Origin of the sequence: Novosphingobium hassiacum (genome assembly GCF_014196055.1) — a bacterium.
GTDB classification, from domain to species: Bacteria; Pseudomonadota; Alphaproteobacteria; order Sphingomonadales; family Sphingomonadaceae; genus Novosphingobium; species Novosphingobium hassiacum.
In genome coordinates, this window is record NZ_JACICY010000007.1 from 221,541 (window position 1) to 245,623 (window position 24,083).

General features: G+C 65.0%; 23 protein-coding genes. 14 read left to right on the forward strand and 9 right to left on the reverse strand.

What is annotated here, in order from left to right:
* Positions 1-2: 2 nt before the first annotated feature.
* Together lysA and GGQ88_RS15065 are read left to right on the forward strand one after the other, a co-directional pair.
* Positions 3-1,262 (forward strand): diaminopimelate decarboxylase, encoded by a 1,260-nt coding sequence (lysA, locus tag GGQ88_RS15060; RefSeq protein WP_183614261.1) that lies wholly within the window; start codon positions 3-5, stop codon positions 1,260-1,262.
* A gap of 3 nt (positions 1,263-1,265) precedes the next feature.
* Positions 1,266-2,039 carry a precorrin-2 dehydrogenase/sirohydrochlorin ferrochelatase family protein gene (locus GGQ88_RS15065; protein WP_183614262.1) on the forward strand — a complete coding sequence of 258 codons (774 nt, stop codon included), beginning with the start codon at positions 1,266-1,268 and terminating at the stop codon, positions 2,037-2,039.
* A gap of 14 nt (positions 2,040-2,053) precedes the next feature.
* Here the strand turns inward: GGQ88_RS15065 and GGQ88_RS15070 are convergent, their stop codons facing one another.
* Positions 2,054-2,962: an SDR family NAD(P)-dependent oxidoreductase gene (locus GGQ88_RS15070; protein ID WP_183614263.1), complete on the reverse strand. Its 909-nt coding sequence runs from the start codon at positions 2,960-2,962 to the stop codon at positions 2,054-2,056.
* 202 nt (positions 2,963-3,164) lie between these two features.
* On the opposite strand from GGQ88_RS15070, the gene GGQ88_RS15075 reads away from it, so the two are divergent.
* Positions 3,165-4,604: an OprO/OprP family phosphate-selective porin gene (locus GGQ88_RS15075; protein WP_183614264.1), complete on the forward strand. Its 1,440-nt coding sequence runs from the start codon at positions 3,165-3,167 to the stop codon at positions 4,602-4,604.
* Between the two features lie 60 nt (positions 4,605-4,664).
* Here GGQ88_RS15075 and GGQ88_RS15080 read toward each other — a convergent pair whose 3' ends face one another.
* Both GGQ88_RS15080 and GGQ88_RS15085 read right to left on the reverse strand, forming a co-directional pair.
* Complete coding sequence (locus tag GGQ88_RS15080; protein ID WP_183614265.1) at positions 4,665-5,765, reverse strand: branched-chain amino acid aminotransferase; 1,101 nt, start codon at positions 5,763-5,765, stop codon at positions 4,665-4,667.
* A 398-nt stretch (positions 5,766-6,163) separates the two neighbouring features.
* Positions 6,164-6,709: a hypothetical protein gene (locus tag GGQ88_RS15085; protein WP_221214692.1), complete on the reverse strand. Its 546-nt coding sequence runs from the start codon at positions 6,707-6,709 to the stop codon at positions 6,164-6,166.
* A gap of 82 nt (positions 6,710-6,791) precedes the next feature.
* Between GGQ88_RS15085 and GGQ88_RS15090 the strand changes: the two genes are divergently transcribed.
* The 4 genes from GGQ88_RS15090 to GGQ88_RS15105 all read left to right on the forward strand — a co-directional run bounded on the left by GGQ88_RS15090 (position 6,792) and on the right by GGQ88_RS15105 (position 8,877).
* A complete protein-coding gene (locus tag GGQ88_RS15090; RefSeq protein ID WP_183614320.1) occupies positions 6,792-7,502 on the forward strand; it encodes a TlyA family RNA methyltransferase in 711 nt (236 codons plus the stop codon).
* 121 nt (positions 7,503-7,623) lie between these two features.
* Positions 7,624-8,178 (forward strand): TspO/MBR family protein, encoded by a 555-nt coding sequence (locus GGQ88_RS15095; protein WP_183614266.1) that lies wholly within the window; start codon positions 7,624-7,626, stop codon positions 8,176-8,178.
* Between the two features lie 65 nt (positions 8,179-8,243).
* Entirely contained in the window at positions 8,244-8,501 is a 258-nt protein-coding gene (locus tag GGQ88_RS15100) for an accessory factor UbiK family protein (protein WP_183614267.1), read from the forward strand.
* Positions 8,502-8,601: 100 nt separating this feature from the next.
* The gene (locus tag GGQ88_RS15105) at positions 8,602-8,877 is read left to right on the forward strand and encodes a hypothetical protein (RefSeq protein ID WP_183614268.1); all 276 of its coding nucleotides are present in this window, start codon (positions 8,602-8,604) and stop codon (positions 8,875-8,877) included.
* Positions 8,878-8,929: 52 nt separating this feature from the next.
* Here the strand turns inward: GGQ88_RS15105 and GGQ88_RS15110 are convergent, their stop codons facing one another.
* Positions 8,930-10,138: a trans-sulfuration enzyme family protein gene (locus GGQ88_RS15110; protein ID WP_183614269.1), complete on the reverse strand. Its 1,209-nt coding sequence runs from the start codon at positions 10,136-10,138 to the stop codon at positions 8,930-8,932.
* An 83-nt stretch (positions 10,139-10,221) separates the two neighbouring features.
* Between GGQ88_RS15110 and GGQ88_RS15115 the strand changes: the two genes are divergently transcribed.
* Positions 10,222-11,526, forward strand: a complete 1,305-nt coding sequence (locus GGQ88_RS15115; protein WP_183614270.1) for a phospholipid carrier-dependent glycosyltransferase — start codon at positions 10,222-10,224, stop codon at positions 11,524-11,526.
* Positions 11,527-11,664: 138 nt separating this feature from the next.
* Here the strand turns inward: GGQ88_RS15115 and GGQ88_RS15120 are convergent, their stop codons facing one another.
* From GGQ88_RS15120 to recO, 3 genes are read right to left on the reverse strand one after another with little or no spacing between them, the layout of a single operon-like run.
* Complete coding sequence (locus GGQ88_RS15120; protein WP_183614271.1) at positions 11,665-12,789, reverse strand: glycosyltransferase; 1,125 nt, start codon at positions 12,787-12,789, stop codon at positions 11,665-11,667.
* Positions 12,790-12,800: 11 nt separating this feature from the next.
* The gene (gene leuB / locus GGQ88_RS15125) at positions 12,801-13,859 is read right to left on the reverse strand and encodes a 3-isopropylmalate dehydrogenase (RefSeq protein WP_183614272.1); all 1,059 of its coding nucleotides are present in this window, start codon (positions 13,857-13,859) and stop codon (positions 12,801-12,803) included.
* Between the two features lie 11 nt (positions 13,860-13,870).
* Entirely contained in the window at positions 13,871-14,479 is a 609-nt protein-coding gene (gene recO, locus GGQ88_RS15130; RefSeq protein WP_183614273.1) for a DNA repair protein RecO, read from the reverse strand.
* 102 nt (positions 14,480-14,581) lie between these two features.
* On the opposite strand from recO, the gene apaG reads away from it, so the two are divergent.
* The 3 genes from apaG (at position 14,582) to GGQ88_RS15145 (ending at position 17,861) form a co-directional block, all read left to right on the forward strand.
* Positions 14,582-14,980 (forward strand): Co2+/Mg2+ efflux protein ApaG, encoded by a 399-nt coding sequence (gene apaG, locus GGQ88_RS15135; RefSeq protein WP_183614274.1) that lies wholly within the window; start codon positions 14,582-14,584, stop codon positions 14,978-14,980.
* A gap of 12 nt (positions 14,981-14,992) precedes the next feature.
* On the forward strand, positions 14,993-15,790 hold the full coding sequence (locus GGQ88_RS15140) for a LysR family transcriptional regulator (protein ID WP_183614275.1): 798 nt from the start codon (positions 14,993-14,995) through the stop codon (positions 15,788-15,790).
* 115 nt (positions 15,791-15,905) lie between these two features.
* Positions 15,906-17,861, forward strand: coding sequence for a putative bifunctional diguanylate cyclase/phosphodiesterase (locus GGQ88_RS15145; RefSeq protein WP_183614276.1), 1,956 nt, complete (start codon positions 15,906-15,908; stop codon positions 17,859-17,861).
* A gap of 9 nt (positions 17,862-17,870) precedes the next feature.
* Here GGQ88_RS15145 and GGQ88_RS15150 read toward each other — a convergent pair whose 3' ends face one another.
* Positions 17,871-19,166: a multidrug effflux MFS transporter gene (locus GGQ88_RS15150; protein WP_343057232.1), complete on the reverse strand. Its 1,296-nt coding sequence runs from the start codon at positions 19,164-19,166 to the stop codon at positions 17,871-17,873.
* A 47-nt stretch (positions 19,167-19,213) separates the two neighbouring features.
* On the opposite strand from GGQ88_RS15150, the gene dinB reads away from it, so the two are divergent.
* Positions 19,214-20,374 (forward strand): DNA polymerase IV, encoded by a 1,161-nt coding sequence (dinB, locus tag GGQ88_RS15155; RefSeq protein ID WP_183614277.1) that lies wholly within the window; start codon positions 19,214-19,216, stop codon positions 20,372-20,374.
* Here the strand turns inward: dinB and GGQ88_RS15160 are convergent.
* Positions 20,353-20,835, reverse strand: a complete 483-nt coding sequence (locus GGQ88_RS15160; RefSeq protein WP_183614278.1) for an NUDIX domain-containing protein — start codon at positions 20,833-20,835, stop codon at positions 20,353-20,355. The two genes, dinB and GGQ88_RS15160, sit on opposite strands and share 22 nt — an antisense overlap.
* 174 nt (positions 20,836-21,009) lie before the next feature.
* On the opposite strand from GGQ88_RS15160, the gene GGQ88_RS15165 reads away from it, so the two are divergent.
* Entirely contained in the window at positions 21,010-21,831 is an 822-nt protein-coding gene (locus tag GGQ88_RS15165) for a type II secretion system protein N (RefSeq protein ID WP_183614279.1), read from the forward strand.
* A gap of 8 nt (positions 21,832-21,839) precedes the next feature.
* Complete coding sequence (gene gspD / locus GGQ88_RS15170) at positions 21,840-24,077, forward strand: type II secretion system secretin GspD (RefSeq protein WP_183614280.1); 2,238 nt, start codon at positions 21,840-21,842, stop codon at positions 24,075-24,077.
* The last annotated feature ends 6 nt before the right edge of the window (positions 24,078-24,083 follow it).

The following is a 24,083-nucleotide window of genomic DNA, read 5'->3' on the forward strand; positions in this document are numbered from 1 at the left end:
CGATGGATCATTTTGAACTGAACAACGGCGTGCTGCATGCCGAAGACGTGCCCTTGCCAGCGATTGCGGCTGAAGTGGGCACGCCCGTCTATGTCTATTCGCGCGCAACGCTGACGCGCCACGCGCGTGTGTTCCGCGATGCGCTGGGCATCTTGCGCAATGCGAAGATCGCGTTCGCAGTCAAGTCGAACCCCAACCTGTCCGTGCTCAAGGTGCTGGCGGCGGAAGGCTATGGCGCTGACGTTGTTTCGGGCGGAGAGATGGAGCGCGCGCTGGCTGCAGGCATGGTGCCCGATGGCATCGTGTTTTCAGGCGTGGGCAAGACCGCGGCTGAAATGCGCCGGGGGATCGAGGCCGGGATTGGCCAGTTCAACCTCGAGAGCGAGGAAGAAGGGCTGGAACTCGCCGAGATCGCCGCATCGATGGGCAACGTCGCCTCTGCCGCCTTGCGGGTGAACCCCGATGTCGATGCCGGAACGCATGGCAAGATTTCGACGGGCAAGGCGGAGAACAAGTTCGGCGTCCCGTTCGACCGGGCAGCAGCGATCTACGCGCGGCTGTCGGGGACGCCGGGGCTGGATATGCGGGGCCTCACGCTGCACATCGGCAGTCAGTTGTCATCGCTCGACCCGCTCGAAGCCGCCTTCACGAAGGTTGGCGGGCTTATGGAGCAGATCCGCGCGGCGGGCCACACCGTCACGCACATGGACTTGGGCGGCGGGATCGGCGTGCCCTACAAGGCGGGCGAAGTCTTCCCGCAGCCCGAGGAATATGCCGCGATGGTCGCGCGCGTCACCGGCAACTGGGGCGTGACGCTGATGTTCGAGCCGGGTCGCGTGATCACCGGAAACACCGGCGTGCTGGTGACCGAGGTCATCCGGGTCAAGGAAGGCGCGAGCAATCCATGGGTCGTGGTCGATGCCGCGATGAACGATCTGGCGCGACCGGCGCTCTACGATGCCTGGCATGATTTCGCAGCAGTTCAGCCCAACGGCGAGACCTTCACCGCGAACATTGTCGGCCCGATTTGCGAAAGCTCGGACACTTTCGCGATGGCGCGCACCATCGACAAGGTCGGACGCGGCGATCTCGCGGTTTTCCGCACCGCCGGGGCTTATGGCGCTACGATGGCCAACACTTACAACTCGCGGCCCCTGGTGCCCGAAGTGATGGTCGATGGCGACAAGTGGGCTGTGGTTGCGGACCGCATCGACCCGGCCACCATTCTCGCGGCGGAACGCGTCGCGGACTTCCTCAACTAAGCCATGAAGTCGCTCCCCCTCTTCCACCGCATCGCGGGCCAGCCGGTAATCCTGCTGGGCGAGGGGGACGCGGCAGACGCCAAACAGCGCCTGATCGAACGTGCAGGCGGGGTGATCGTCCGCGACATCGCCGAGGGGATCGACAGCGGCGCGCGCCTGGCCTTCATCGCGCACGAAAATCCGGCGATGGCCGAGGGCGACGCGATCCGCCTGCGCTGCGCCGGGCTGCTGGTCAACGTCGTCGACCGGCCCGAACTGTGTGATTTCACGACGCCTTCTATTTTGGATCGCGACCCGGTGCTGATCGCGGTTGGAACGGGCGGGGCGTCGGCGGGTCTCGCCAAGATCCTGCGGCTGCGCTTGGAACGGATGTTGCCGCAGAGACTGGGCGCATTGGCGCGTGCGTTGGAAGATGCGCGCGATGGGATGCGCGCCCGGTGGGCGTCAGTGGCGGATCGAAGGCGCGCGCTGGATGCCGCGCTGGACGAAGGCGGAGAACTCGACCTGTTCCGCGCCGGGAGCGAGGCGAAGGTCCGCGACTGGCTGGCGTCAGGCGCGGAGGGTCAGTCTGGGCGGTTTGAGATCGTTCTGACTTCAAATGATCCAGAGGACCTCACGCTCCGCGCCGCGCGGTTGCTCGGGCAGGCGGATGTTGTTGTTCACGACACGGGCGTTGCGCCAGAGATACTGGCGCGTGCGCGGGCCGATGCGCTGCGTATGCTGTTGGGATCGCATGTGCCCACGAGCGGGATCGTAGTGGTGCTGCACTTGGCCTAATTCGGCTGGGGCGCTTACCCTTTCATCGCTGCTTGCAACTGAGCGATGATTACCGCGCTCTGCTCCGCGCCTGATTGCGGCACGAAATCCCCCGCACGGTCCGATATCTTGTCCCAGTTCGCGGCAAATCCTTCGACCGTGCGTTCCGCGGGCGGCAGCAGCACGCCCTTGTTCATCGTCACCCATGCCGAGTGGTAGCCGCCCGCGCCTGCGCCGACGATGGCGTTGGTGGGGCTGTCCTCGGACACCAGATAGAGCGCGGCTGGCACTACGTTTTCCGGGCCGAACAGCTTGAAGGCTTCTTCGGGGAAGATGTCCTCGGTCATGCGCGTGGCGGCGACGGGGGCCAGCGTGTTGACCTTGATGTTGTTCTTGGCGCCTTCGAGGTAGAGCGTCTTGGTGAGGCCAGCCAAACCAAGCTTGGCCGCGCCGTAGTTGGCCTGGCCGAAGTTGCCGAACAGGCCGGTAGACGACGCAGTCATCAGGATGCGGCCGTAGTTCTGCTCGCGCATCAGGTCCCAGCATGCCTTGGTGGCGAAGGCCGAGCCGATCAGGTGGACGCGTACGACCATCTCGAAATCGGCGGGCTCCATCTTGGTGAAGCTCTTGTCGCGCAGGATGCCCGCGTTGTTGATCAGCACGTGCACGCCGCCCCAGCGCTCCTTGGCGCGGGCGACCATCTCGACCATCTGTTCGTATTCGCTGACCGAGCCGCCATTCGACATCGCCTCGCCGCCCATGGCCTCGATTTCCTCGACCACCTTGAGCGCGGCGTCAGAATGGCCGCTGCCATCGCGCGCGCCGCCCAGATCGTTGACCACGACCTTGGCCCCGCGCTTGGCCAATTCCAACGCATAAGCGCGGCCAAGCCCGCCACCGGCACCGGTTACGATCGCCACGCGGCCTTCGAAGGAAATGGTCATCGCAACGGGTCTCCTCTGTCCGCGTAACTGCGCGGTTAACTGGTGCAAAGCGATGCCACGTGGTGTCGGGTAAGGCAACCTCACCCGGATTTGCAGGCATTGGCGACAATTCAGCAAGACCACCGTCAACAAAATGTAACACAACGGACATAATTGAACGCAGAACCGCCAGAGCCCGCGAGGGCATGACCGAGGAATCATCATGAAGTTCGCGACGCGCGCCTCCATCACTGCGCTTGCCTGTGCGGCTGGCTGGGCAATCCCGGCGCAGGCTGCAACCGCTAGCCCGGATCTTGCCGCGCTGCAGACGCAGCTTCAGCAGATGCAGGCGCAGATGCAGAGCCAGATGGATGCGATGCAGGCGATGCAGGCCCAGATCGCCACGCTTCAGGGCCAGTTGTCCGAAGCGCGGGCCAAGACCGATGCCACTGCCACGGCGGTTGCCGCGCTGCCGCCGCCATCGGTCACGGGCAAGCCGCCTGTCAGCATTGCCTGGGACGGCGGACCGCGCATCGAAGCTCCGGTCGATCCGAAAAATCCCAAGGCTGGCAAGTGGAGCTTCAAGCCGCGCGGGCGTCTGCAAATCGATACGGCCTCGGTTTCCGCGCCTTCGTCGATCGGCAGCAAGAGCCTGGGACTCGCGTCGGAATTCCGCCGAGCCTATCTGGGCGTCGAAGGGACGATCCCGGGCAATTTCGGCTATCGCATCGAGGCCGATATTGCCAACAGCACGATCGATCCCACCGACGTCTACATGAATTACACCGGCATCAAGAACGTCGTGATTACGCTGGGCCAGCACAAGCCGTTCGAATCGATGGAGGACACTGAGTCTGATCTGTTCACCAGCTTCATGGAGCGCGGATCGTTCAACACTGCGTTCGGATTTGAACGGAGGTTGGGCCTGTCTGCGCAATATCAGAAGGGCATGATCCTCGCACAAGTCGGGGTGTTCACCGACAACGTCACCGACCTCAATACCGACAGCGATAACAGCTATTCGATCGATGGACGCTTTGCGCTGCAGCCCAGGCTGCTGGGTGGGCAGATGCACATCGGCGGTTCGGCACATTACCACGATCTCAACGAGGGTTATGCCACCGTGCGCTACCGCGCGCGGCCGTTCACCCACACCACCGACGTGCGCTTCGTCGATACCAAGGCGATCAGCGCGCTTTCAGAAACGAACTACGGGCTGGAACTGGCATGGACCGGTGGCCCGCTCCATTTCACGGCGGAATCGCAGTGGATGGAGGTCAATCGGCCCGGTGGCATCGCTGATCCGACATTCAATGGCGGTTATGCCGAGGCGGGCCTGTTCCTGACCAAGGGCGATACGCTGCCCTATCGCATGAACGAAGGCGCGCCGGGGCGGATCAAGCCGAAGAACCCGGTGGAAAAGGGCGGCCTCGGCGCAGTGCAGGCGAACCTGCGCTACGACTGGCTCGATCTCAACGATGCCGGCGTCGTCGGCGGACGTCAGCAACTGGTGGGCGCGTCGTTGCTATGGGTGCCGACGGACTACGTGCGCTTCCTGCTGGACTATGGGCACCTGTGGGTGAACGACGCTGCGGTGCTGGCGGGGACGGACCGGTCCTACAACGCCGACGTTGTCGGGATGCGCGCGCAGTTCGATTTCTGAGGCGCGTTCAAATCTGCCGCTCCCCCGCCTTCGCGGGGGAGCAAGCCTAATTGTAGTGCATCAGGCGATCCGCTTAACCCAGCCGTGCGTATCGGCGATCTCTCCGCGTTGGATGCCGACCAGCTTGCGACGCAAGCTTTGCGTCAACTGGCCGGGGCCGCCCGAACCGATCGTGAATTCGCCCGCTTGTCCCGCGACCTTGCCGACCGGCGTCACGACCGCTGCCGTGCCGCAGGCGAAAGTTTCGATCAGCTTGCCCGATGCGGCATCGGCCTTCCACTGATCCAGACTGTAGCGGCCCTCGCGCACGGTCAGGCCTTCTTCGGCGGCCAGCGTCAGCAGGCTCGACCGGGTGATGCCGGGCAGGATCGTGCCAGTCAGTTCGGGCGTCAGGATCGAGCCATCGTCGAACACGAAGAACAGGTTCATCCCGCCCAGTTCCTCGACCCACTTGTGTTCGGCGGCATCGAGGAACAACACCTGGTCGTGCCCGCGCGCAAAGGCTTCGGCGGTGGGAACCAGGCTGGCGGCGTAGTTGCCGCCGCACTTGGCAGCGCCGGTGCCGCCGGGGGCCGCGCGGGTGTAGTCACTGACCCAGATCGAAACCGCAGGCGCGCCCGACTTGAAGTAATTGCCAGCGGGGCTGGCGATGACGAGGAACTTGTATTCCTTGGCCGGGCGCACGCCGAGGAACGCTTCGGTCGCGAACATGAACGGGCGCAGGTACATCGACCCGCCCTCAATGCTGGGGAACCAGTCCTTGTCAGCGAGGACCTGCTGGCGCACCGCTTCGACGAACAGGTCTTCGGGCAGCTCGGGCATGGCGAGGCGACGGGCCGAGGCGTTGAAGCGCGCGGCGTTGGCTTCGGGCCGAAACAGCGCGATGCCGCCATCGGCGAGGCGGTAGGCTTTCAGTCCCTCGAAGATTTCCTGCGCATAGTGGAGAACGGCAGCAGCGGGATCGAGCGGGATCGGGCCATAAGGGATGACGCGCGCGTCATGCCAGCCGGTTCCCTCGGTGTAGTCGATCTCCACCATATGATCGGTGAACGCGCGGCCAAAACCGGGATCAGCCAGTACCGCATTGCGCACATCGGCGGCGACAGGCGCCGGATGCGGGTGGCGGGTGAAGGAAAGGCTGGTTTCGGCGGTAGTCGCCATGGAATGCGTCCTTGCGCTGGAGTCGGCGGATAGCGCGCCGTGTACTATTGTTGCGCAGAAGGCAAGTGTTATGTAATAAATGTGAAGGGCCGCACCGGTCAGTCCGGGGCGGCCCTTCGCATGGTCAGCGGCCGGAAGTGCCGCCCACGAAGCCTCTATCGCTTAATCGAAACTCAGCGATAATGCCTCGCGCGGGACTGTACCGACCTCTGTGCTGAACCATGAGACATCGGATCACCTCCTTTCGCGCTGTTGAGCCTGTTTCGCCGCCCTTGCGAGCGACTGAGCCGGGGGACCATTGACCCATCGACCTTGACATCAATGTGAGTCATTCGAGGAAAAACAACAAGACTTGCATTGATTTTTTTTGGCGTCAGTATCGTTGCTTCGCTCAGGGCCTAGCGCCCGCGACAATCCTCGATAGCGCGTCCGATTTCTGCCCATGCCGGAAGGTACAGGGTCGGCAAGCCATTGACCTCGATTGCAAATCTTCCGCGACTGAACGCCATCGCATCGAGCAGCGGATCGCCTGCGCGCAGTGTCGCAATGAGTTGCGGCTGACCGCCGGGGGCGGGGTCTACTGAGAGCGCCTGGGTCACGCTGGTGGTGGCGACGGTCATGGGTAGCGAGGTGGCGGAACTGCCGGTGCGGACCAGCGCGATGGTACCCTGAGTGCGGTTGCATGACAGTGCGAAAAGTGTGCCGCCGGGTGATCCGTAGCGCGCAATTCCGCCGGAATACGTCCAGTTTCCGGGGGTTTGCAAGGCATCGCGCCAGTCTTTGGGGGCAGCCGGTGCGGGCGCAGGCTGCTGCGGCGGCGGGGCAGGCCTTGCAACCGGGCGCGGTGCGGGTGCGACCACCTCTGGTGACGAGCAGGACGCGAGCAGCGCGATCGCTGCACAGGAAATAAGCGGGGCAAGACGGCTTGCGCGATTGATTTTCATGGGGGGGTTATGAGAGGAACGGGCCGTGACCTCAACCCGCCCCCCCAAATCGCCGCCCAAATCCAAATTGCGCGTGGACCAGATGCTGGTCGAGCGCGGACTGGTCGAGAGCCGGGCGCGAGCACAGGCGCTGATCCTTGCAGGACTGGTTTTCAGCGGTGAAACCAAAATCGCCAAGGCTGGTCAGGCGCTGCCCGCCGACGCGCTGCTCGATGTGCGCGGACGCGACCACCCGTGGGTTTCGCGCGGTGGGATCAAGCTGGCGCATGCGATCGAGGCGTTCGGACTGGACCCGACAGGTGTCGTGGCGATGGATATCGGCAGCTCGACGGGCGGATTTACCGATGTCCTGCTGCAGGGCGGAGCGGCGCACGTGTTCGCGGTCGATTCGGGGACGAACCAGCTGGCGTGGAAGCTGCGTCAGGATGAGCGGGTAACGGTCTACGAGCAGACCAGCGCGCGGGTGCTGACGCCCGGGCACATCGACCGGCCTGCGACGTGGGTAGTGTGCGACGCCAGCTTCATCGGCTTGCGCAAGGTGCTGGAAGTGCCACTGGCACTGGCGAGCCGTCCGACGCGGCTGGTGGCGCTGATCAAGCCGCAGTTCGAGGTGGGGCGCGGCGAGGTCGGCAAGGGCGGCGTGGTGCGCGATCCGCAATTGCACCAGCGCGTGTGCGACGAGGTGCGCGAATCGCTCGAAAGCGACGGCTGGGAGGTTCAGGGGATCGCACAGAGCCCGATCACTGGCCCCGAAGGCAACGTCGAATTCCTGATTTCAGCAGTGAGAAATTGAGTTTTCCCCAGGTTCTGTCTCCGCATGGGATTGCCCCCGGATTCAGTTCGCATTGCGTACTAGGCCGCACCCCGCCAATATCCTTGGCGAATCGCGCTGCGGCGCACTGCACACGGGTGACATGAACTACCTTGCTTCTTCGGGCCAATTGCGCGCCAGTCTGCTGCGCTGGTCACTGTTCACCGTACCGCTGCTGCTCGTGCTCGGGTTCTTTTCCGGACAGGCTGCCGGGAGTGGGCCGGGCAACCCGTGGTTCGACGATCTGGTCAAACCTTCGATCTACCCGCCCCCGCAGGTGTTCGGGATCGTCTGGTCGATCCTTTACGCGATGATGGGCATTGCGCTGGCGATGATCCTTTCGGCGCGCGGCGCTGCGGGCAGGGGTCTTGCTACGGTGGCGTTCGTCGTCCAGCTTGCGATCAACCTGTCGTGGTCGCCGGTGTTTTTCGCCATGCATCAGATCACCGCTGCATTCTGGATCACGGTGGCGATGATCGTGACGATCGCGATCACGCTGGTGCTGTTCTGGCGGATTCGTCCGGTCGCGGGGATGCTGCTCCTGCCCTATCTGGCGTGGGTGTGCTTCGCCTGCTTCCTGACGTATGAGTTCGGGCGGTTGAACCCGGATGCCGATGGCGCGTTCGGATCGTCGAGCACGGTGCGCGTCAGCATTTGACCCTTGCGGGCGGGCGCGTGCCTGCCCACATAGCGAGTACTTAAGGCACCAACAGGACTTTACCGATGCAGAGCGAAAACCCGCTGATCGCCGACTTTGTCAAGCTGCTCAATAGCGCCGCCGGGACGATTGCGGGCATGAGCCGCGAGGCAGCCGAGTCTGCGCGCGAAAAGGCCAAGGAAGCATTCGGGGGTCTGGACTTCGTCAGCCGCGAGGAATTCGACGCGGTCAAGGCGATGGCGGCGACTGCGCGTGAAGAAGTTGAAGCCTTGAAGGCGCGCATTGCCGCACTGGAAAGCGCCAACCCTGCAGGCGGTGCCTGAACCGTTTGGCTTGAGTAGGGAACTGCCTGCCAGTCTCGCGAATTTACTGGATCATTCCGGCGTGCCCCTCCCACGGGGCGGGCCTTCTGAAAGAGATCCGGTGTTCACGCAACTCAATCCGACGATCCCCTTGCATGTGCTCGGCAAGGGCGACGGCTACGCCATCGGCATGATCGACTACGGGCAGGAACATAACCTCATCTGGGTCACCGCGCTCGACGTGTCAGGCGAGATCTGGTGCGCGCCCAATCATCAGGTCCGGCTCGGCAAGAACTGGACGATGGGGCGTCGCGAGAATGTCCTGATCACGAAGGACAAGGCTGAGGAAGCCGCCGCGCAGGATGATGTGGCCGAGGATTTCCCGACGCCGGTTTAGTGGGCTGGCGCGTCCGCTCTAACCTTATGGGGATCGGGCAGGCGCCCGGCGGTCAGAGTCCCGCCGCGCGCAATGCCTGATCGAGATCCTCGATCAGGTCATCGGGGTCTTCCAGCCCGACATTCAACCGCAACATCCCTTCGCCGACGCCCATGTCTGCCCGCGTTTCAGGGCCGACGCCGTAGTGCGTGGTCGACGCCGGGTGGCACATCAGCGAGCGCGAATCGCCGATGTTGTTCGAGATGTCGATCAGCTGCAGCGCATCGAGCAAGGCGTGGGCCTGCGTCAGCCCGCCATCTAGGTGGAACGAGAAGATCGTGCCGCCTGCCTTCATCTGCTTTTTTGCCAGTGCGTACTGCGGGTGGCTGGGCAGGTGCGGATAGAGCAGGCGCGGCACCCGGCCTTCGACGAAGCTGGCGACCTTCAGCGCATTCTCGCTTTGCTTGTGGATGCGCAAGTCGAGCGTTTCGAGGCCCTTGAGCACGACCCATGCATTGAACGCAGCGATATTCGGGCCGGTGTTGCGCTGGAACGGCAGCAGCACGTTGTTGATCCAGTCGGCCGATCCGCAGACCGCGCCGGCCATGACGCGGCCTTGTCCGTCCATCATCTTGGTGGCGGAATAGGCGACGACGTCCGCGCCGAAGTCCATCGGGCGCTGGAGGGCAGACGTGGCGAAGGCATTGTCGACGACCGTGGTGATGCCGCGCGATTTTGCGAGCCCGCAGACGAATTCCAGATCGACCACGTCCATCGTCGGGTTGGCCGGGCTTTCGAAGAAGAACACCTTGGTGTTCGGCTGGATCGCGGCTTCCCACGCAGCGTTGTCTGACGCGTCGATTGTCGTGCCGGTGATGCCGAAGCGTGGGAGCAGATTGTCGATCAGCCAGCGGCACGAGCCGAACGCGGCCTTGGCTGCGACCACGTGATCGCCTGCCGAAAGCTGGCAGAGTAGCGCCGTGGTCATCGCGGCCATGCCGGTGGCCTGCGTGCGGCATGCCTCGGCACCTTCCATCAGCGCGATGCGCTCTTCGAGCATCGCCACGGTGGGGTTCTGCAGGCGCGAATACGTCATGCCCTCGGCCTCGCCCGCAAAGCGCGCGGCGACGGTGGCAGCATCGTCGTAGGCAAAGCCCGAGGTCAAAAACAGCGCTTCGGACGTCTCGCCCATTTCCGAGCGCCACGTGCCGCCACGGATGGCTTGCGTCGCGGGACGCCAGTTGCGGGTGATCGAGCGGTCCTGTCCGGTGGTGCGTTTCATGGCACTCGCCTTAGTTTCGTGAGCCCAAGCGCGCAAGCGGCGGGATTGCGAAGCGCGATTGCGCGCACTATCGCTGGCGGCGCATGACCGCCCCACCATTCCCCCGCAAAGCCGACCGCGATCCCGCCATGTGGTGCGGCGTGATTGCGGCGCTGTTCTTCTTCGTTGTGCTGCATCGGCTGGGCATTCCGTCCAAGCCGATGTTCGACGAGATCCACTATCTGCCCGCCGCGCGCCGGTTGATCGACCTGACTGCGCGGCTCAACCCCGAACATCCGCTGGTGGCCAAGCAATTGATCGCGTGGTCCATGCAACTGATCGGCGATACCCCGTTCGGATGGCGCTTCCCCTCGGCGGTGCTGGGCGGGATCGGGCTTTGGGCGATGATGCGGGGGCTGTGGTGGGCGAGCCTTTCGCGCACGGCGACGATCCTGTTCGGGCTGCTGATCGCCACCGATTTCGTGTGGTTCATGATGTCGCGGATCGCGCTGCTCGACATGGCGATGGGCGGATTCATGGCGCTGGCGGTGTGGCAATGGGCGTTGGCGTGGCGCAATCCTTCGGGCACGGTCGGCAAGGCGCGGTGGCATCTGCTGCTGACTGGCGTGTTCCTGGGACTGTCGCTGGGAGCGAAGTGGAACGGCGCGCTGCTGCTGCCGCTGCCCGGATTGCTGTTCGCGCTGAACCGGTGGGACGCGCTCAAGGGGCGTCGGGCAGGGCTGCCGTGGTCGTCTGCGGGCGCTGGCCCGGTGCCGGGTGTTTCGCTGATCGAAGCGGTACTGTGGCTCGGCGTGGTGCCGCTGCTGGTCTATTTCCTCACGTTTCTGCCCGCGCATTTCTATGAGAAAGACCCGCTGGCGTTCGGCAACCTGATCAAGTGGCAGGGCTATATGCTGCAGCTGCAGGACAGCGTGAAGAACCCACACACGTATATGAGCCGGTGGTGGCAGTGGATGGCCAACATCCGTCCGATCTGGTTCCTGTATGAGAATGTCGACGGGGCGCAGCGTGGGGTGCTGATGCTGGGCAATCCGTTCACGATGCTTGCGGGATTGCCCGCGCTGGCGCTGTGCGCGTGGAGCGGCGTGAGGGGCGACCGGTTGCGGTTGCTGGTAGTCGGGGCGTACGTGCTGCTGGTCGGCTTCTGGGCGATCAACGGCAAGCCGGTGCAGTTCTACTACCACTACATGCTGGCGAGCTGTTTCCTGATGGCGGCGCTGGCACTGGTATTGGCCGACTGGTGGGACCTGGGCCTGCGCTGGCCGACCAAGGTGGCGCTTGTGCTGGCCTTCGGGCTGGGGATCGGGTTCTACCCGATCATCTCGGCGGGGGAATTGCCGAGGACGAGTTCGTATCTGGACTATACCTGGCTGGATAGCTGGAAGTAGCGGGCTGCTTGGTCAACAGGCGTCGCGCACCCTCCCCCGACCCCTCCCTCAAGGGAGGGGTGACGTGATTGCGAGTGGCGAATTTCTGCCCCCCCCTCCCTTGAGGGAGGGGCTGCGGGTGGGCGTGCCGCCCTGTGATCAGTACTTGCCCCAGACGAAGCGCGAGGACAGGGCGAAGTTCCAGACCGAGCCGAGAACGATGCCGGTGATGACCGCGACGACATCGTGGATGCCGATGGTCTTGAGCACGGCAGCCGAGCCGATGTTGGTGAGCAGGCCGAGCGAGCAGGTCAGCGCGAACTGGGCCCAGCCGCGCAGCAGCGGGCCAAAGCCGCGCAGGCGCTTGTCGGAATAAGTCAGTTCGTTGTTGAGGACGAAGTTGAAGGTCATCGCGACGATGGCGGCCAGCGTGTTGGCGGTGTTGAAGGTCGCGCTTTCGGACCAGTTGCCATATACGAAGCGCTCGCCCGCAATCAGCTTGAGCAGCACCCACAGCGTGCCGAGTTGCACCGCGACGCCCATCGCACCGACCGTGCCGAACAGCGCGAACCGCGTCGGGATGATCCGGCCGAGCCACTTGTCGTAAAGGCCGACGAGGAATTCGAACACGACGGTCTGGTCCAGCTTGCTTTCGCCTTCTGAACGCGCGGCGAAGTGGAGGGGGAATTCCTTGATCCTGAGCGGACGGTCGACGGTCGCCAGAATGTCGAGCAGGATCTTGAAGCCGACGCCCGACAGCCTGTGCGCGTCGGCGCGCAAGGTCTCGGCGGTGATCATGAAGTAACCGCTCATCGGATCGGTCAGCTCGACCCCGGTGACCTTGTTGGCGATGCGGTTGGCAAGGCCCGACGCCTTGACGCGGTCGGGACGGCCCCATGCTTCAGTGCTCGCGCCCTCGGCAAAGCGCGAGGCGTAGGCGAGGTCGTAGTCGCCGCTTTCGACCGCACCGAGCATCTGCGGGAGGAGTTCGGGATCGTGCTGCTGGTCGGCGTCCATGACCGCGACGATCGGCGCGGCGGTGGCGCACATGCCCTCGATCGCGGCAGACGCGAGGCCGCGCCTGCCGATGCGCTCGATCACACGGATGCGCGGGTCTTCCTGTGCGATCCGGCGCACCTCGTCGGCAGTGCCGTCCGGGCTGTTGTCGTCGACGAAGATCGCCTCCCACGCGACGCCCTGCAGCGCGGCGTCGAGACGCGCGACCATCGGCGCGATGTTGGCGCGTTCGCGGTAGGTCGGCAGGATTACGGCAAGTTGCAGCATAGGCGCGGCCCTTAGAGCCTCGCGAGGACGGCGTCACCAATTTCCGTCGTTCCGGCGCTTCCGCCGAGGTCGCCTCCCAATATGCCGTCGGCGAGAGTCTTGGCAACGGCGGCTTCGATGCGATCGGCCTCAGCCGCAAGACCGAGCGAATGGCGCAGGAGCATGGCGGCGGACAGGATCGTTGCCATCGGGTTGGCGAGGCCCTTGCCAGCGATGTCGGGAGCGGAGCCGTGGATCGGCTCGTAGAGGCCGAAGGTGCCGTGCGCGGTCTCGCGCTCGCCCAGAGAAGCCGAGGCGAGCAGGCCGATCGAGCCGACGCACATCGAGGCCTGGTCGGAGAGGATGTCGCCGAACAGGTTGCCCGTGAGGACGACGTCGAACTTGCCCGGCGCGCGGACGAGCTGCATCGCGGCGTTATCGACGTACATGTGTTCGAGCGCGACTTCGGGGTATTCCTGGGCGACTTCGATCACCACGTCGCGCCAGAGCTGGCTGGTTTCCAGGACGTTGGCCTTGTCGACCGAGCACAGGCGGCGGGCGCGGCCCATCGCGGTGCGGAAGGCGACGTGGGCGATGCGGCGGACTTCGCTGTCCGAGTACGACATGACGTCGTAGCCTTCGCGGTCGCCATTGGCGGCGGTGCGAAAGCCCTTTTCGCCGAAGTAGACGTCGCCGTTCAACTCGCGGACGATCACCAGGTCGATCGCGCCTGCCACTTCCGGGCGCAGGGCGGAGTGGCCTTCAAGGCCGGCGAAGACCTTGGCGGGACGCAGGTTGGCGAACAGCGTGAGTGCCTTGCGCAGGCCGAGGATCGCCTGTTCGGGGCGCAAGTGGCGCTCCAGCGAGTCGCAGTCGGGATCGCCGACTGCGCCGAACAGGATGCCGTCGGAGGCACGCGCGATTTCCAGCGTTTCGGGGGGGAGCGGGTGGCCGGTGGCCTTGTAGGCGACGCCGCCGACCAGCGCGTCGGTCATCTCGAGGCCGGGGATGGCCAGCCGCTCGATCACGCCGACGGCCTCGCGGGTTACTTCGGGGCCGATGCCATCGCCTGCCAGAACCGCAATCTTCATCAATCTACCCCTCAGTCGCCGGTGATCCGCCGCAGCCGATCCAGCAGAATCGCGCGCGCCCCCATAACATCGCGCGCCCGATCGGCAAGGAGCCGGTTGCCGATGATCTTGCCCTGGCGTTCGAGCCGGGTGAGCAGGGCGGACCAGTTCTCTTCCGGGGGGGCGGACGGGGCGGCGCCATAGCCTACCTCGCGCAGGAGCAGCGCCTCGTACCCTGCCAGCACGCGCGCCCAGCCGCGTGCGGAAGGGGCGTGGCAGATTGCATCGAGAGTCGCACCGAGGCCTTCGAAGAGCGGCGGGTAAGCATGGCCTTCGGGCAGGGTGGCGGCGGTGAGCGCGCAGGCCCAGCTGATTCCGGCGCTGGGCAGGGGTTCGGATAGCCACGGGCCGCGGCTGGTGACGAGTTCGAGTCGCGCCGACGGCAGCTGCGCGTTGGTGCGCGCTCTTACCTCGACTTCGAGCAGGTTGCCCGGGATCAGCAGCGGGCGCAGTTCGCGCCCGCGTGCGCCTGCGACGAATGCACCTGCCAGCCCGTGATCGGCGGTCATCAGGCGCACAATCGCGCCGTGTTCGCCGTGAGGGCGGGACGAGCAGAGAATGGCGGAGGCGCGGATCAGCATTGCAAGGCTTCGCTGTGCGCCGTTGCGTCCATTCGATCAAGCGCGCGCCAAAGAAGTAATGTAGCGTTGGAACGCGAGCCAATCTGCGGTAGTTTGACAAACATGAAGCAGCTTTTCCAGCACGCAGCCATGACCGACGGGGTGACCGTGCGAGTCGCCGTCAATTTCCTGCCCGAGCAATCGCGTGTGGAATCGGGAAAATGGTTCTGGGTGTATCATATCCGGATCGAAAACGATTCCGATCAGCCGGTGCAGCTATTGTCGCGCCATTGGCGGATCACCGATGGCCGCGGAATGATCAACTACGTCGACGGCGACGGCGTGGTCGGCGAGCAACCGGTGCTTAAGCCGGGGCAAAGCCACGATTATGTTTCGGGTTGCCCGCTGAGCACGCATCACGGTAGTATGGAAGGGCATTATACGATGCAGCGCGCCAACGGCGCACTGTTCGATGTGGCTATTCCGTTCTTTCCTCTGGCGGCGCCGGCCCCGGCAAACTAACAAGCGTCCGCAATGAAACGGACGCATCTCCCGCTCAACGGCCTGCGCGTGCTCGACGCTGCTGCGCGGCATCTGTCGTTCACCCGCGCGGCGGACGAACTGGCAGTGACCCCGGCTGCGGTCGGCCAGCAGATCCGTGCGCTCGAAGACCTGCTCGGCGTCGTGCTGTTCCGCCGGACGTCGAAGGGGCTGGAATTGACCGACGAGGCGATCGCCGGACTGGATGCGATTCGCGAAGGCTTCCTGCGCTTCGAGGAAGGCGTGCAGGCGATGCAGGCTGGGCAATCGAGCCATGTCTATACGATTGCCTGTCCGCGCGATTTCTTTGCCGCATGGCTCTCGCCGCGCATCGCCCAATTCCGGCTGAGCAATCCGCTTATGCGGTTTTCGCTCGTCGGCGGGGATGCCGATATCGACTTCACCGAGGCCAATCTCGATATCGCGGTGCGCTGGGCCGAAGGGCCTGGCGACCTTGAAGGCATAGCACTCGGCGCACCCCAGATGGTTACGGTGGCAGCACCGGATGCGGCGCCAGATTGTCCGTGGATTGGCTGGCCGGGCGACCCTGCTCCAGGAGGCGGGGACGTTGGCTTTTCGGTCGGCGATGCCGGCACCGCGATCAGCGCGGCGCGGGCAGGCCTTGGCCGTGCCCACGTACCCTATCAACTGGCGGAGGCGCCGCTGGCATCGGGCGGGATCGTCGCGCTCGCCGAGCCTGAGCCTTCGCGCCGGGGCTACTGGCTGGTCGCGCCGCTGCCGCAGTGGCGGCAAAAGAAGGTCAAGTCGTTAGTGGCCGCACTTGTGGTTTGATTTCAATCGATTTTACTGACGGCATCACATGATTGCCGAGTGCATCCTTACTCCATGTTAACCTTGCCTGCGTACGAATCTCGCAATGGGGTTCGGTCGGTTTCTTTCTCATGTTTTGGACGGCCCCCTGCGCCTGTATGGGGAGGTGCGCCGTGCGTTTGGAGAAAGCTGGCGCCAGAAGGAAGGCGACAGCTTTACCCGGGCCTATGTCAGGAGCCTGTCGCAGCGGCTGCCCCTGCTCTACATCGTAGTGGCGATAGACTGCTTCCTGCTGGCCTGGCGCTTCCGACATCTGGCGCCAATCTGGCTTACCGTAGTGTGCCCGCTGGCGCTGTCGCTGGTGTCGCTGTGGCGCGGGATGCACTGGATGCCAAGCCGCGTGAAGAAGCGATCGCTGGAAAAATCGCGACGCGATCTGGCGATGATGAACTGGGTGGGACCAGTCTCGGCTTTCCTCTTCGGGGTCTGGGCGATGCTGCTCTATCCCCACGGCGATGAGGCGGCGCAGTCGTTCACGCACTACATCGTCGCGATCACGCTGTTTTCGGGCGTGCTCGGACTGGGCCACGCGCCCCTGACCGCGCTGCGCATCGCGTTTGCCGTCTCGGTGCCGACAACGACGCAGATCCTGTTCATCAACCACCCCAATGCAGTGCCGGTGGTAATGGTCCAGATCTTCATCACCGGCATCCTGCTGATGTTGACGAGCAGCCATCATCGCGACTTCGTGCGTCTGGAGCTGTCGCGACAGCAATTGGAGCGACGCGAGCGCGAATCGACAAAGCTGGCGCGCGAGAACCTGCTGCAGGCAACGGTCGACCCGTTGACCGGGGCGCTCAACCGCCGTGCGATCTTGTCCCGGCTGGATGACGAATTGGCGCGCGGTTATACCGGCACAGCGGCGGCCTGGCTGGCGCTCATCGATCTCGACGGGTTCAAGCATGTCAACGATACCTACGGCCACGCGGCTGGCGATGCGGTGCTGGCCGCTGTCGCCTCACGTCTGGCCACGATTGCGCGGGTAGACAGCTTCGGGCGTCTGGGTGGCGACGAGTTTGCACTCATCCTAGATGCGGACCTGACCGAGCACGACGTCCGCGTGGCTGCCACGGACCTGTCCGAAGCGTTACGCGCGCCGGTCAAGCACGGCAGCGCCATCCTGCGCCTGTCAGGATCGATCGGGGTGCACCGGGTGGCTGGGCGCAGTTCGAGCGACTGTCTCGAACGCGCCGACGCCGCGCTGTACAAGGCCAAAAAGCAGGGCGATGGCGCGGTAGTCGTGTTCAGCGCCGACGATGAGGCCGAGCTTCAAACGCGCGCCGCGATCACTCGCAAGTTCAACGATTCCAATCTCGAAACGCACATCAAGCTGCTCTACCAGCCGATCATCGATGCCGAGACCGGACGCATTTCGGGGTTCGAGGCCTTTGCGCGCTGGAGTCCCGACGGGCGCAACTGGCTGACGCCTTCGCACTTTATCGCGTTGGCCGAGGCCACTGGGCGGACCGGCGAGCTGACCCGGATGGTGCTGACGCGCGCGCTTAGCGAATGCCGGGCGTGGGAGCAGGGCCGCACGCTGTCGATCAATCTGGCCCCGCGTGACGTGATGCGCGCCGGAACCGCCGACGCACTGGCCGCGATTGTCGAAGCGGCAGGCGCTCCAGCGGGTTCGATCATACTCGAAGTGACCGAGCGCGCGCTGATCGACGATCCCAAGCGCGCCGACGCGCAGCTTGCCGCCTTCCGGGCGCGGGGTTTCCGCATCGCGCTCGACGATTTCGGTGCGGGTTGGTCGAGTCTCAGCCAGGTGCATCGCCTGCCGCTGGACATGATCAAGATCGACCGGGGCCTGTCGCGTGCGCTATCGACCGATCCCGGCGCGCGGACGCTGGTGCAAACGATTGTCTCGCTGGCCTGGCAACTCGGGATAGACTGCACGATCAAGGGCGTGGAAGACGAAGCGCAGGCCCAGACTGCCAAAGCGCTGGGCGTGCGGCTGATGCAGGGGTATCATTTCGGAAGGCCAGGGCCCGCAGCCGAGGCGATGGCGAGCCTTGCCAGCGCGGCCTGATTAAGCGGATCAGTGTTCGATGACGATCGGGCGGGGGGTGCCCGGCGGGTGAACGCGGCGGAACAACTTGCCTTTTTCGCTGAACAGTACCGCCAGCAGTGCAATGATCCCGGTGGCCAGCAGTGCCAGTGCCAAGGGGTACGCGCTGCCGTCATAAGCTTGCCCGATGGCGATCCCGACGAGCGATCCCAGCACCATGCGCACGAAGGCCTGCATCGAGCTGGCGGTGCCCGCGGTCCGCGCGAACGGCTGGAGCGAAATCGAATTGAAGTTCGCGCCGATGAACCCGATCAGGATCATGTTGGTGATCATCAAGGGCATGAACTGCCACAGCGTTTCGTCCGGTCGGCTGGCGAACCAGACCTGCGTTGCGCCGACGAAGATGAACACGATCACCGCAGTGTGCGACACGCGGCGCGCGCCAAAGCGTTCGACGATGCGCGAGTTCGAGAAGTTGGCCACGGCCATCATCATCGCGGACAGCCCGAACAACAGCGGGAACAGCGTGCCGGCGCCGAAATGTTCGGCGACCAGCTGCTGCGAGCTGTTGACGTAGCCGATCAGCGCACCGAAGGTTACCGCGCCGCCGATGACGTAGCCGATCGACTGGCGGTTCATTGCCGCGCTGACCATGTTGATCACGATCGAGCTGGCATGGATCGGCTGGCGATGCGCAGGGTCGAGCGTTTCGGGCAGGCGGATCGCGACCCAGGTTGCCATCGCGCAGCCGACGACCGCCAGCATCACGAAGATCCAGCGCCATCCGGCAAACAGCAGCACGACTTGTCCGATGCTCGGCGCGAGCATTGGTACGACGAGGAACACGACGGCGATGATCGACATCTGCTTGGCCATCTGATCACCCGAGAAACGATCGCGAATGATCGCCGAGGGCAGGACGGCAAGGCCGCCGCAGCCCAGCGCCTGCAGCACGCGCATTGTCAGCAGCATGTCGAACGAGGTGGCGACCGCGCAGGCAAGCGAGAACACGATATAGATTGCGATACAACCGAGCAGGATCGGTCGGCGTCCGTAGCGATCGGCGAGCGAGCCGGGGACGAGCGAGGCAAACCCCGAGGCGAGCATGAAGCTGCCGACGACAAGCTGGCGTTCGTTGGGATCGGTCACCGCAAGGTCGCTCGCGATATTTCCGAGCGCAGGCAGCATCGCGTCGATGGCGAGAGCTTGCAGCGCCATGACAAGCGCCATCATCGCGATCGATTCGCGCTCGCCGATCGCGCGGACGCGCTGCGGAAACGACTCATTGTTAGCTGACATGCCCGTCATCTGGACCAGATCTCCCATGATTCCCACCCTTTATGTTGCGGTGCGAAAGGCGCTATTGACCTGCCATGGGCTCCTCCAATGATCCTTGGGCCGGTGACCGTTTTCAGGGCGGCGAGCCGGATCGTACGGCGACATCGCTGCGCAAGGTGATCCATGTCGACATGGATGCCTTCTTTGCCAGCGTGGAGCAGCGCGATGATCCATCGCTGCGTGGCAAGCCGGTCGCCGTCGGCGGGTCTTCGGGGCGGGGGGTCGTGGCTGCGGCCAGCTACGAGGCGCGCAAGTTCGGGGTGCGCTCGGCGATGCCTTCGGCGCGGGCGGTCAAACTGTGTCCCGACCTGATATTCTGCAAGGCGCGGTTCGAGGTCTACCGCGAAGTGTCGCAGCAGATCCGCGCGATCTTTCTGGACTATACGCCGCATGTCGAACCGCTGTCGCTGGACGAGGCGTACCTCGACGTGACCGACGACGTGCGCGGGATCGGTTCGGCCACGCACATCGCCGAATTGATCCGCAAGCGGATTCGCGCCGAAACTGGCCTGACCGCAAGCGCTGGGGTCTCATACAACAAGTTCCTCGCCAAAATCGCGAGCGACCAGAACAAGCCCGACGGGATCTGCGTGATCAGGCCGGGGGAAGGCGCGCAGTTCGTTGCGGGGCTGCCGGTGCGCAGGTTTCACGGCATCGGTCCGCGCGGGGCCGAGAAGATGGCGGCGCTGGGGATCGAGACCGGGGCGGACCTGCGCGACAAGGAACTGGCCTGGCTACGGGCGAACTTCGGCAGCATTGCGGATTACCTGTACCGCGCGGTGCGGGGTATCGACTTGCGGCAGGTGAAGGCGGACCGGGCGCGCAAGTCAGTCGGGAGCGAGCGCACGTTCGAGCGCGACATCTCATCGGGTACGGCACTGCGCGAAACGCTGGAGCGGATCATCGACATCGCGTGGGACCGCATCGAGCGCAGCGGAGCGAGCGGGCGAACGGTGACGCTGAAGCTGAAGTACAACGACTTTACACCGGCAACGCGGTCGCGATCGGTGCCGCATCCGGTGGCGGATAAGCCCGCGTTTGCGCAAGTGGCGCGCGAGTTGCTCGACGCGCAATTGCCACTGCCCAAGCCGATCCGGCTGATGGGACTGACGCTCTCGGCGCTGGAGGGCGAGGAACCGGACGGGGTGGACGAGGCGGCGGCGGTCGCGGCGACTCAGGCCGAGCTGCCGTTCTGACCGCACCACTTGGCGATCATCGTACGCGTGGCGGCGCTGGTGGTTTCGGGCAGGGCTGCGGGATCGAAGAAGCGGGCCTCGACGATCTCACGACCGTCGGGCTGGGGGGTGTCGTGGGTGCTGCCCGCGACGAGTTCGATCAGATTGGTCCAGCCGTTGCGGGCAAGGGTGACGCTGCCGATGTGGCGGCCTTGGACCAGAGTACAGCCGGTTTCCTCGACCAGTTCGCGGGTCGCGGCTTCAAGCGCATTCTCGCCAGTGCCAAGGCCACCGCCGGGGAGCATCCACGTCTGCGAGGCGTGGTAGCTGTGGCGCACGAGCAGGACGCGTCCTTGTGCATCGCCAGCGATGACATTGGTGCCGCGTACGGTGCGGTGCGTGGTCCGCCACCAGGCGAGCCGCAGCATGTGGGCGGTACGCAGGGCTAGGCGGTGGAGCGGGCTGGGCAGGAGGTTGCGCATCGCAGGCGATCATGGGCTGGCGACAGGGCATTGTCACGCCGGGGGTTTTCGCCAAGCGCTTGTCACGCCACCGTAGCAATCGGCTGCTTGGGGTAGATCGCGCCCCGGTCATGTCAGGCGTTTGTGAATCGGGTGGAGCGGGCTATGCCTGCGATCGGAAGGGGTTTTTCGCGCGTGAGATTCGGCAGCACCATGGCGGCTTTTCCGGGCAGGCGCGTTGCCTTGCACGATGTGCTGTGGTGGCTGCTGGCAACGGCACTGGCGTTGCTGGGCGCGGCGCTGCTGTGGGCGCTGGTCACGCCGGTATCTCCTGTGGGCGAATGGCGTCCGGCGGGCGTGCGCGCGATGTCGCCGGTGGCGAGGGCCGCGCTTTTCGCCGGCGTCGATCCGTTCAATCGCACACCGCCTGCATCGGCGGCACCGGTATCGAGCGGAGCGGTGACTTCGCTCGCGCTGACGTTGTTCGGCACGCGTGGGACGCCTGGTGGCGGCGGGACCGCGATCATTGCGGGGGCTGACGGGCTGCAGCAAGTCTATCGCACCGGTTCCGAGGTTCAGCCGGGGGTGACGTTGTCTGCGGTCGGGTTCGACCATGTCGAACTGACGCATAACGGAGCGAAGGAACTGCTCTACATCGATCAATCCGCGCCCGCGCCAAGTGCGCAGGGTGTGGTCGCGGCCAATCCGGTCGCGGCACCTGCCGCATTGGGTGGCGGCGTCAGCGTCGACGCGGTGCGGCGCGGGATCAACTTTGGCCCGCGTGCCGAGGGCGGCAAGGTCGTTGGCCTCGAAGTCATGTCTTCAGGCGATGGCGCGGTGTTCCGCGCCGCCGGATTCCAGCCCGGTGACGTGATCACCGAGGTTGACGGCAAGCCCGTCACTGGCGCAGGCGATGCCGCCACGCTGGCTGGCGTCATGCGCCCCGGCGCTTCGATTGCGGTTACCGTCCGGCGCGGCGACCGTCAGCTTCCCCTCGCGATAACATTGGCTCCATGACCTTGCGCATGATCTCCTTCTCCAAGATGCTAGTGGGCGCAGCCGCGCTTGCCCTGGCGACCCCGCAAGTGGCGTGGGCGCAGTATACGCTGAACGTCCGCGATGCCGATGTGCGTGCCTTCGTGGCGGACGCGGCGGAGGTTACCGGCCGCACGTTCATCGTCGACAGCCGCGTCCAGACCAAGATCAGTGTGGTTTCCGACCGGCCGCTGAGCCGTTCGGAGTACTTCGAGGTGTTCCTTTCGACACTGCGCGCCAACGGGCTGGTCGCAGTGCCGACCGGAAATGGCGCGTTCCGCATCCAGCCTGCCGAGGGTGCGGCGAGCAACCCCACGCGGATCGGCAGCCGGGGCGCTGCGCAGAGCCAGATGGTCACCGAAGTGGTGCGGCTGCGGACGATCGACGCCGCGCAGGCGGTCGAGACCTTGCGCCCGCTGATCAGCAAAGAAGGCGCGCTGACCGCGAACAAGGCGGGCAATTCGCTGGTCATCGTCGATTACGCCGACAACCTGCGCCGCATTCGGGCACTGCTGGGCGATATCGACCGTGACAGCACGACGACGCAGACGATCGTGCTGGATCATGCCGGTGCGCGCGAGATAGCGACTGCGCTGACGCAGCTTGTGCCTGCCGCAGGCGAAGGCGGGCGCTCGCTTGCCACGGTGGTCGCGGTGGACAGCGCCAATGCGGTGCTGATGCGCGGGGATGCGTCGACGCTGGCCAAGATGGCGGCGATGGCGCGCATGCTCGATGCGCGCGCAGCGACGGGTGGCGAGATCAAGGTCGTATGGCTCGACTACGCCGATTCGGCGGCGCTGGTGCCGGTGCTGGAGCGCCTGGTCGGCGGGCAGGGTGGCGGCGAGGTCGCGTCGGGCAGCGCGGCGCCGATTTCGCTTGGCGGGGTTGGCAGCAGTGCCACTTCGACGGCGGGCGCGCAGGGCAGCACCGGGCAGAACGCAGGGGTATCGTCGGGTACGCAGACCAGCCCGATCGGCGCGACGACGGGCGGGCTCGGCAACGGACCGATCAAGCTGGCGAACGGGCGTGGCAACGCCACGATCACGCGCTATCCCGGCGCGAACGCGATCATCATCGCCGCGCCTGCGGACGAGCAGCGGCGCCTCACCGAGGTCATCCGCCAGCTCGACATTCCGCAGGAACAGGTGCTGGTCGAGGCGATCATCGTCGAGATTTCGAACAATGTCGCGCGGCAGCTGGGCGTGCAGATGCTGTTCGGCGGCAAGGACAAGCCGTTCGCGGTTACGAATTATTCCAACACGTCGCCCAACATAATCGACATCGCTGGCGGGTTGCTGGCGGATAACCTCAGCCAGACGACGACGGTGGTCAACGGCAGCACGGTTACGACGACGACCAACAGCGCCGCAGGCGACCTGCTCAGGCAGAATGCAGCCAGCAAGATCCTCGGCGCGCGCGGGGCCTATACCGGGTTCCTGACCGAGCTGGGCAACAACACCTACCTCGGCGCGCTGATCCAGGCGGTGCAGACCGACAAGGATTCGAACATCCTTTCGACGCCGCACATCACCACCAACAACAACGTGCCCGCATCGATCCTGTTCGGGCAGGAAATCCCGGTCTCGACCGGCGAGGCGCTGTCGAACGGCAACTTCAGCGATACCTTCCGCACGATCCAGCGGCAGAATGTCGGCATCGAACTGGACGTGACGCCGCAGATCAACGCGGGCAACATGGTGCGGCTGGACCTGCGGCAGGAGGTCAGCTCGATCGCCGGGACCGTATCGAGCAAGTCGGACGAGCTGATCGTCAACAAGCGCGAGATCAAGACGACCGTGACCGTGGGCGACCGCGAGATCGTGGCGCTGGGCGGGCTGCTGGATGACAACGAGCAGCGCACGATCGAGAAGGTGCCGTTCCTCGGCGATATTCCGGTGTTGGGCGAACTGTTCAAGTCTCGCGGGAAAAGCCGGGTCAAGACCAACCTGATGGTGTTCATCCGCCCGACGATCCTGCGCAATGCGGCCGACCGGCAGGCGCTGGCGGCGCGGCGTTATGGCGTCGTGCGCAACGCGCAGACCGATTTCGACCCCAAGCGCGAACCGGGCATCGACGAACTGATCGTCGATTACATGGGCGCGCTGCCGCCGACGGTGCCACAGGCTGAAGTCGCGGTGGTGGCTCCGGGCGATAGCGTGATCCGGCCACGGGCAACGCCTGCGCCGATCCAGCAGACCGAACTTCCGCCGAGCAGTCCGCAGAACTGAGCCGAT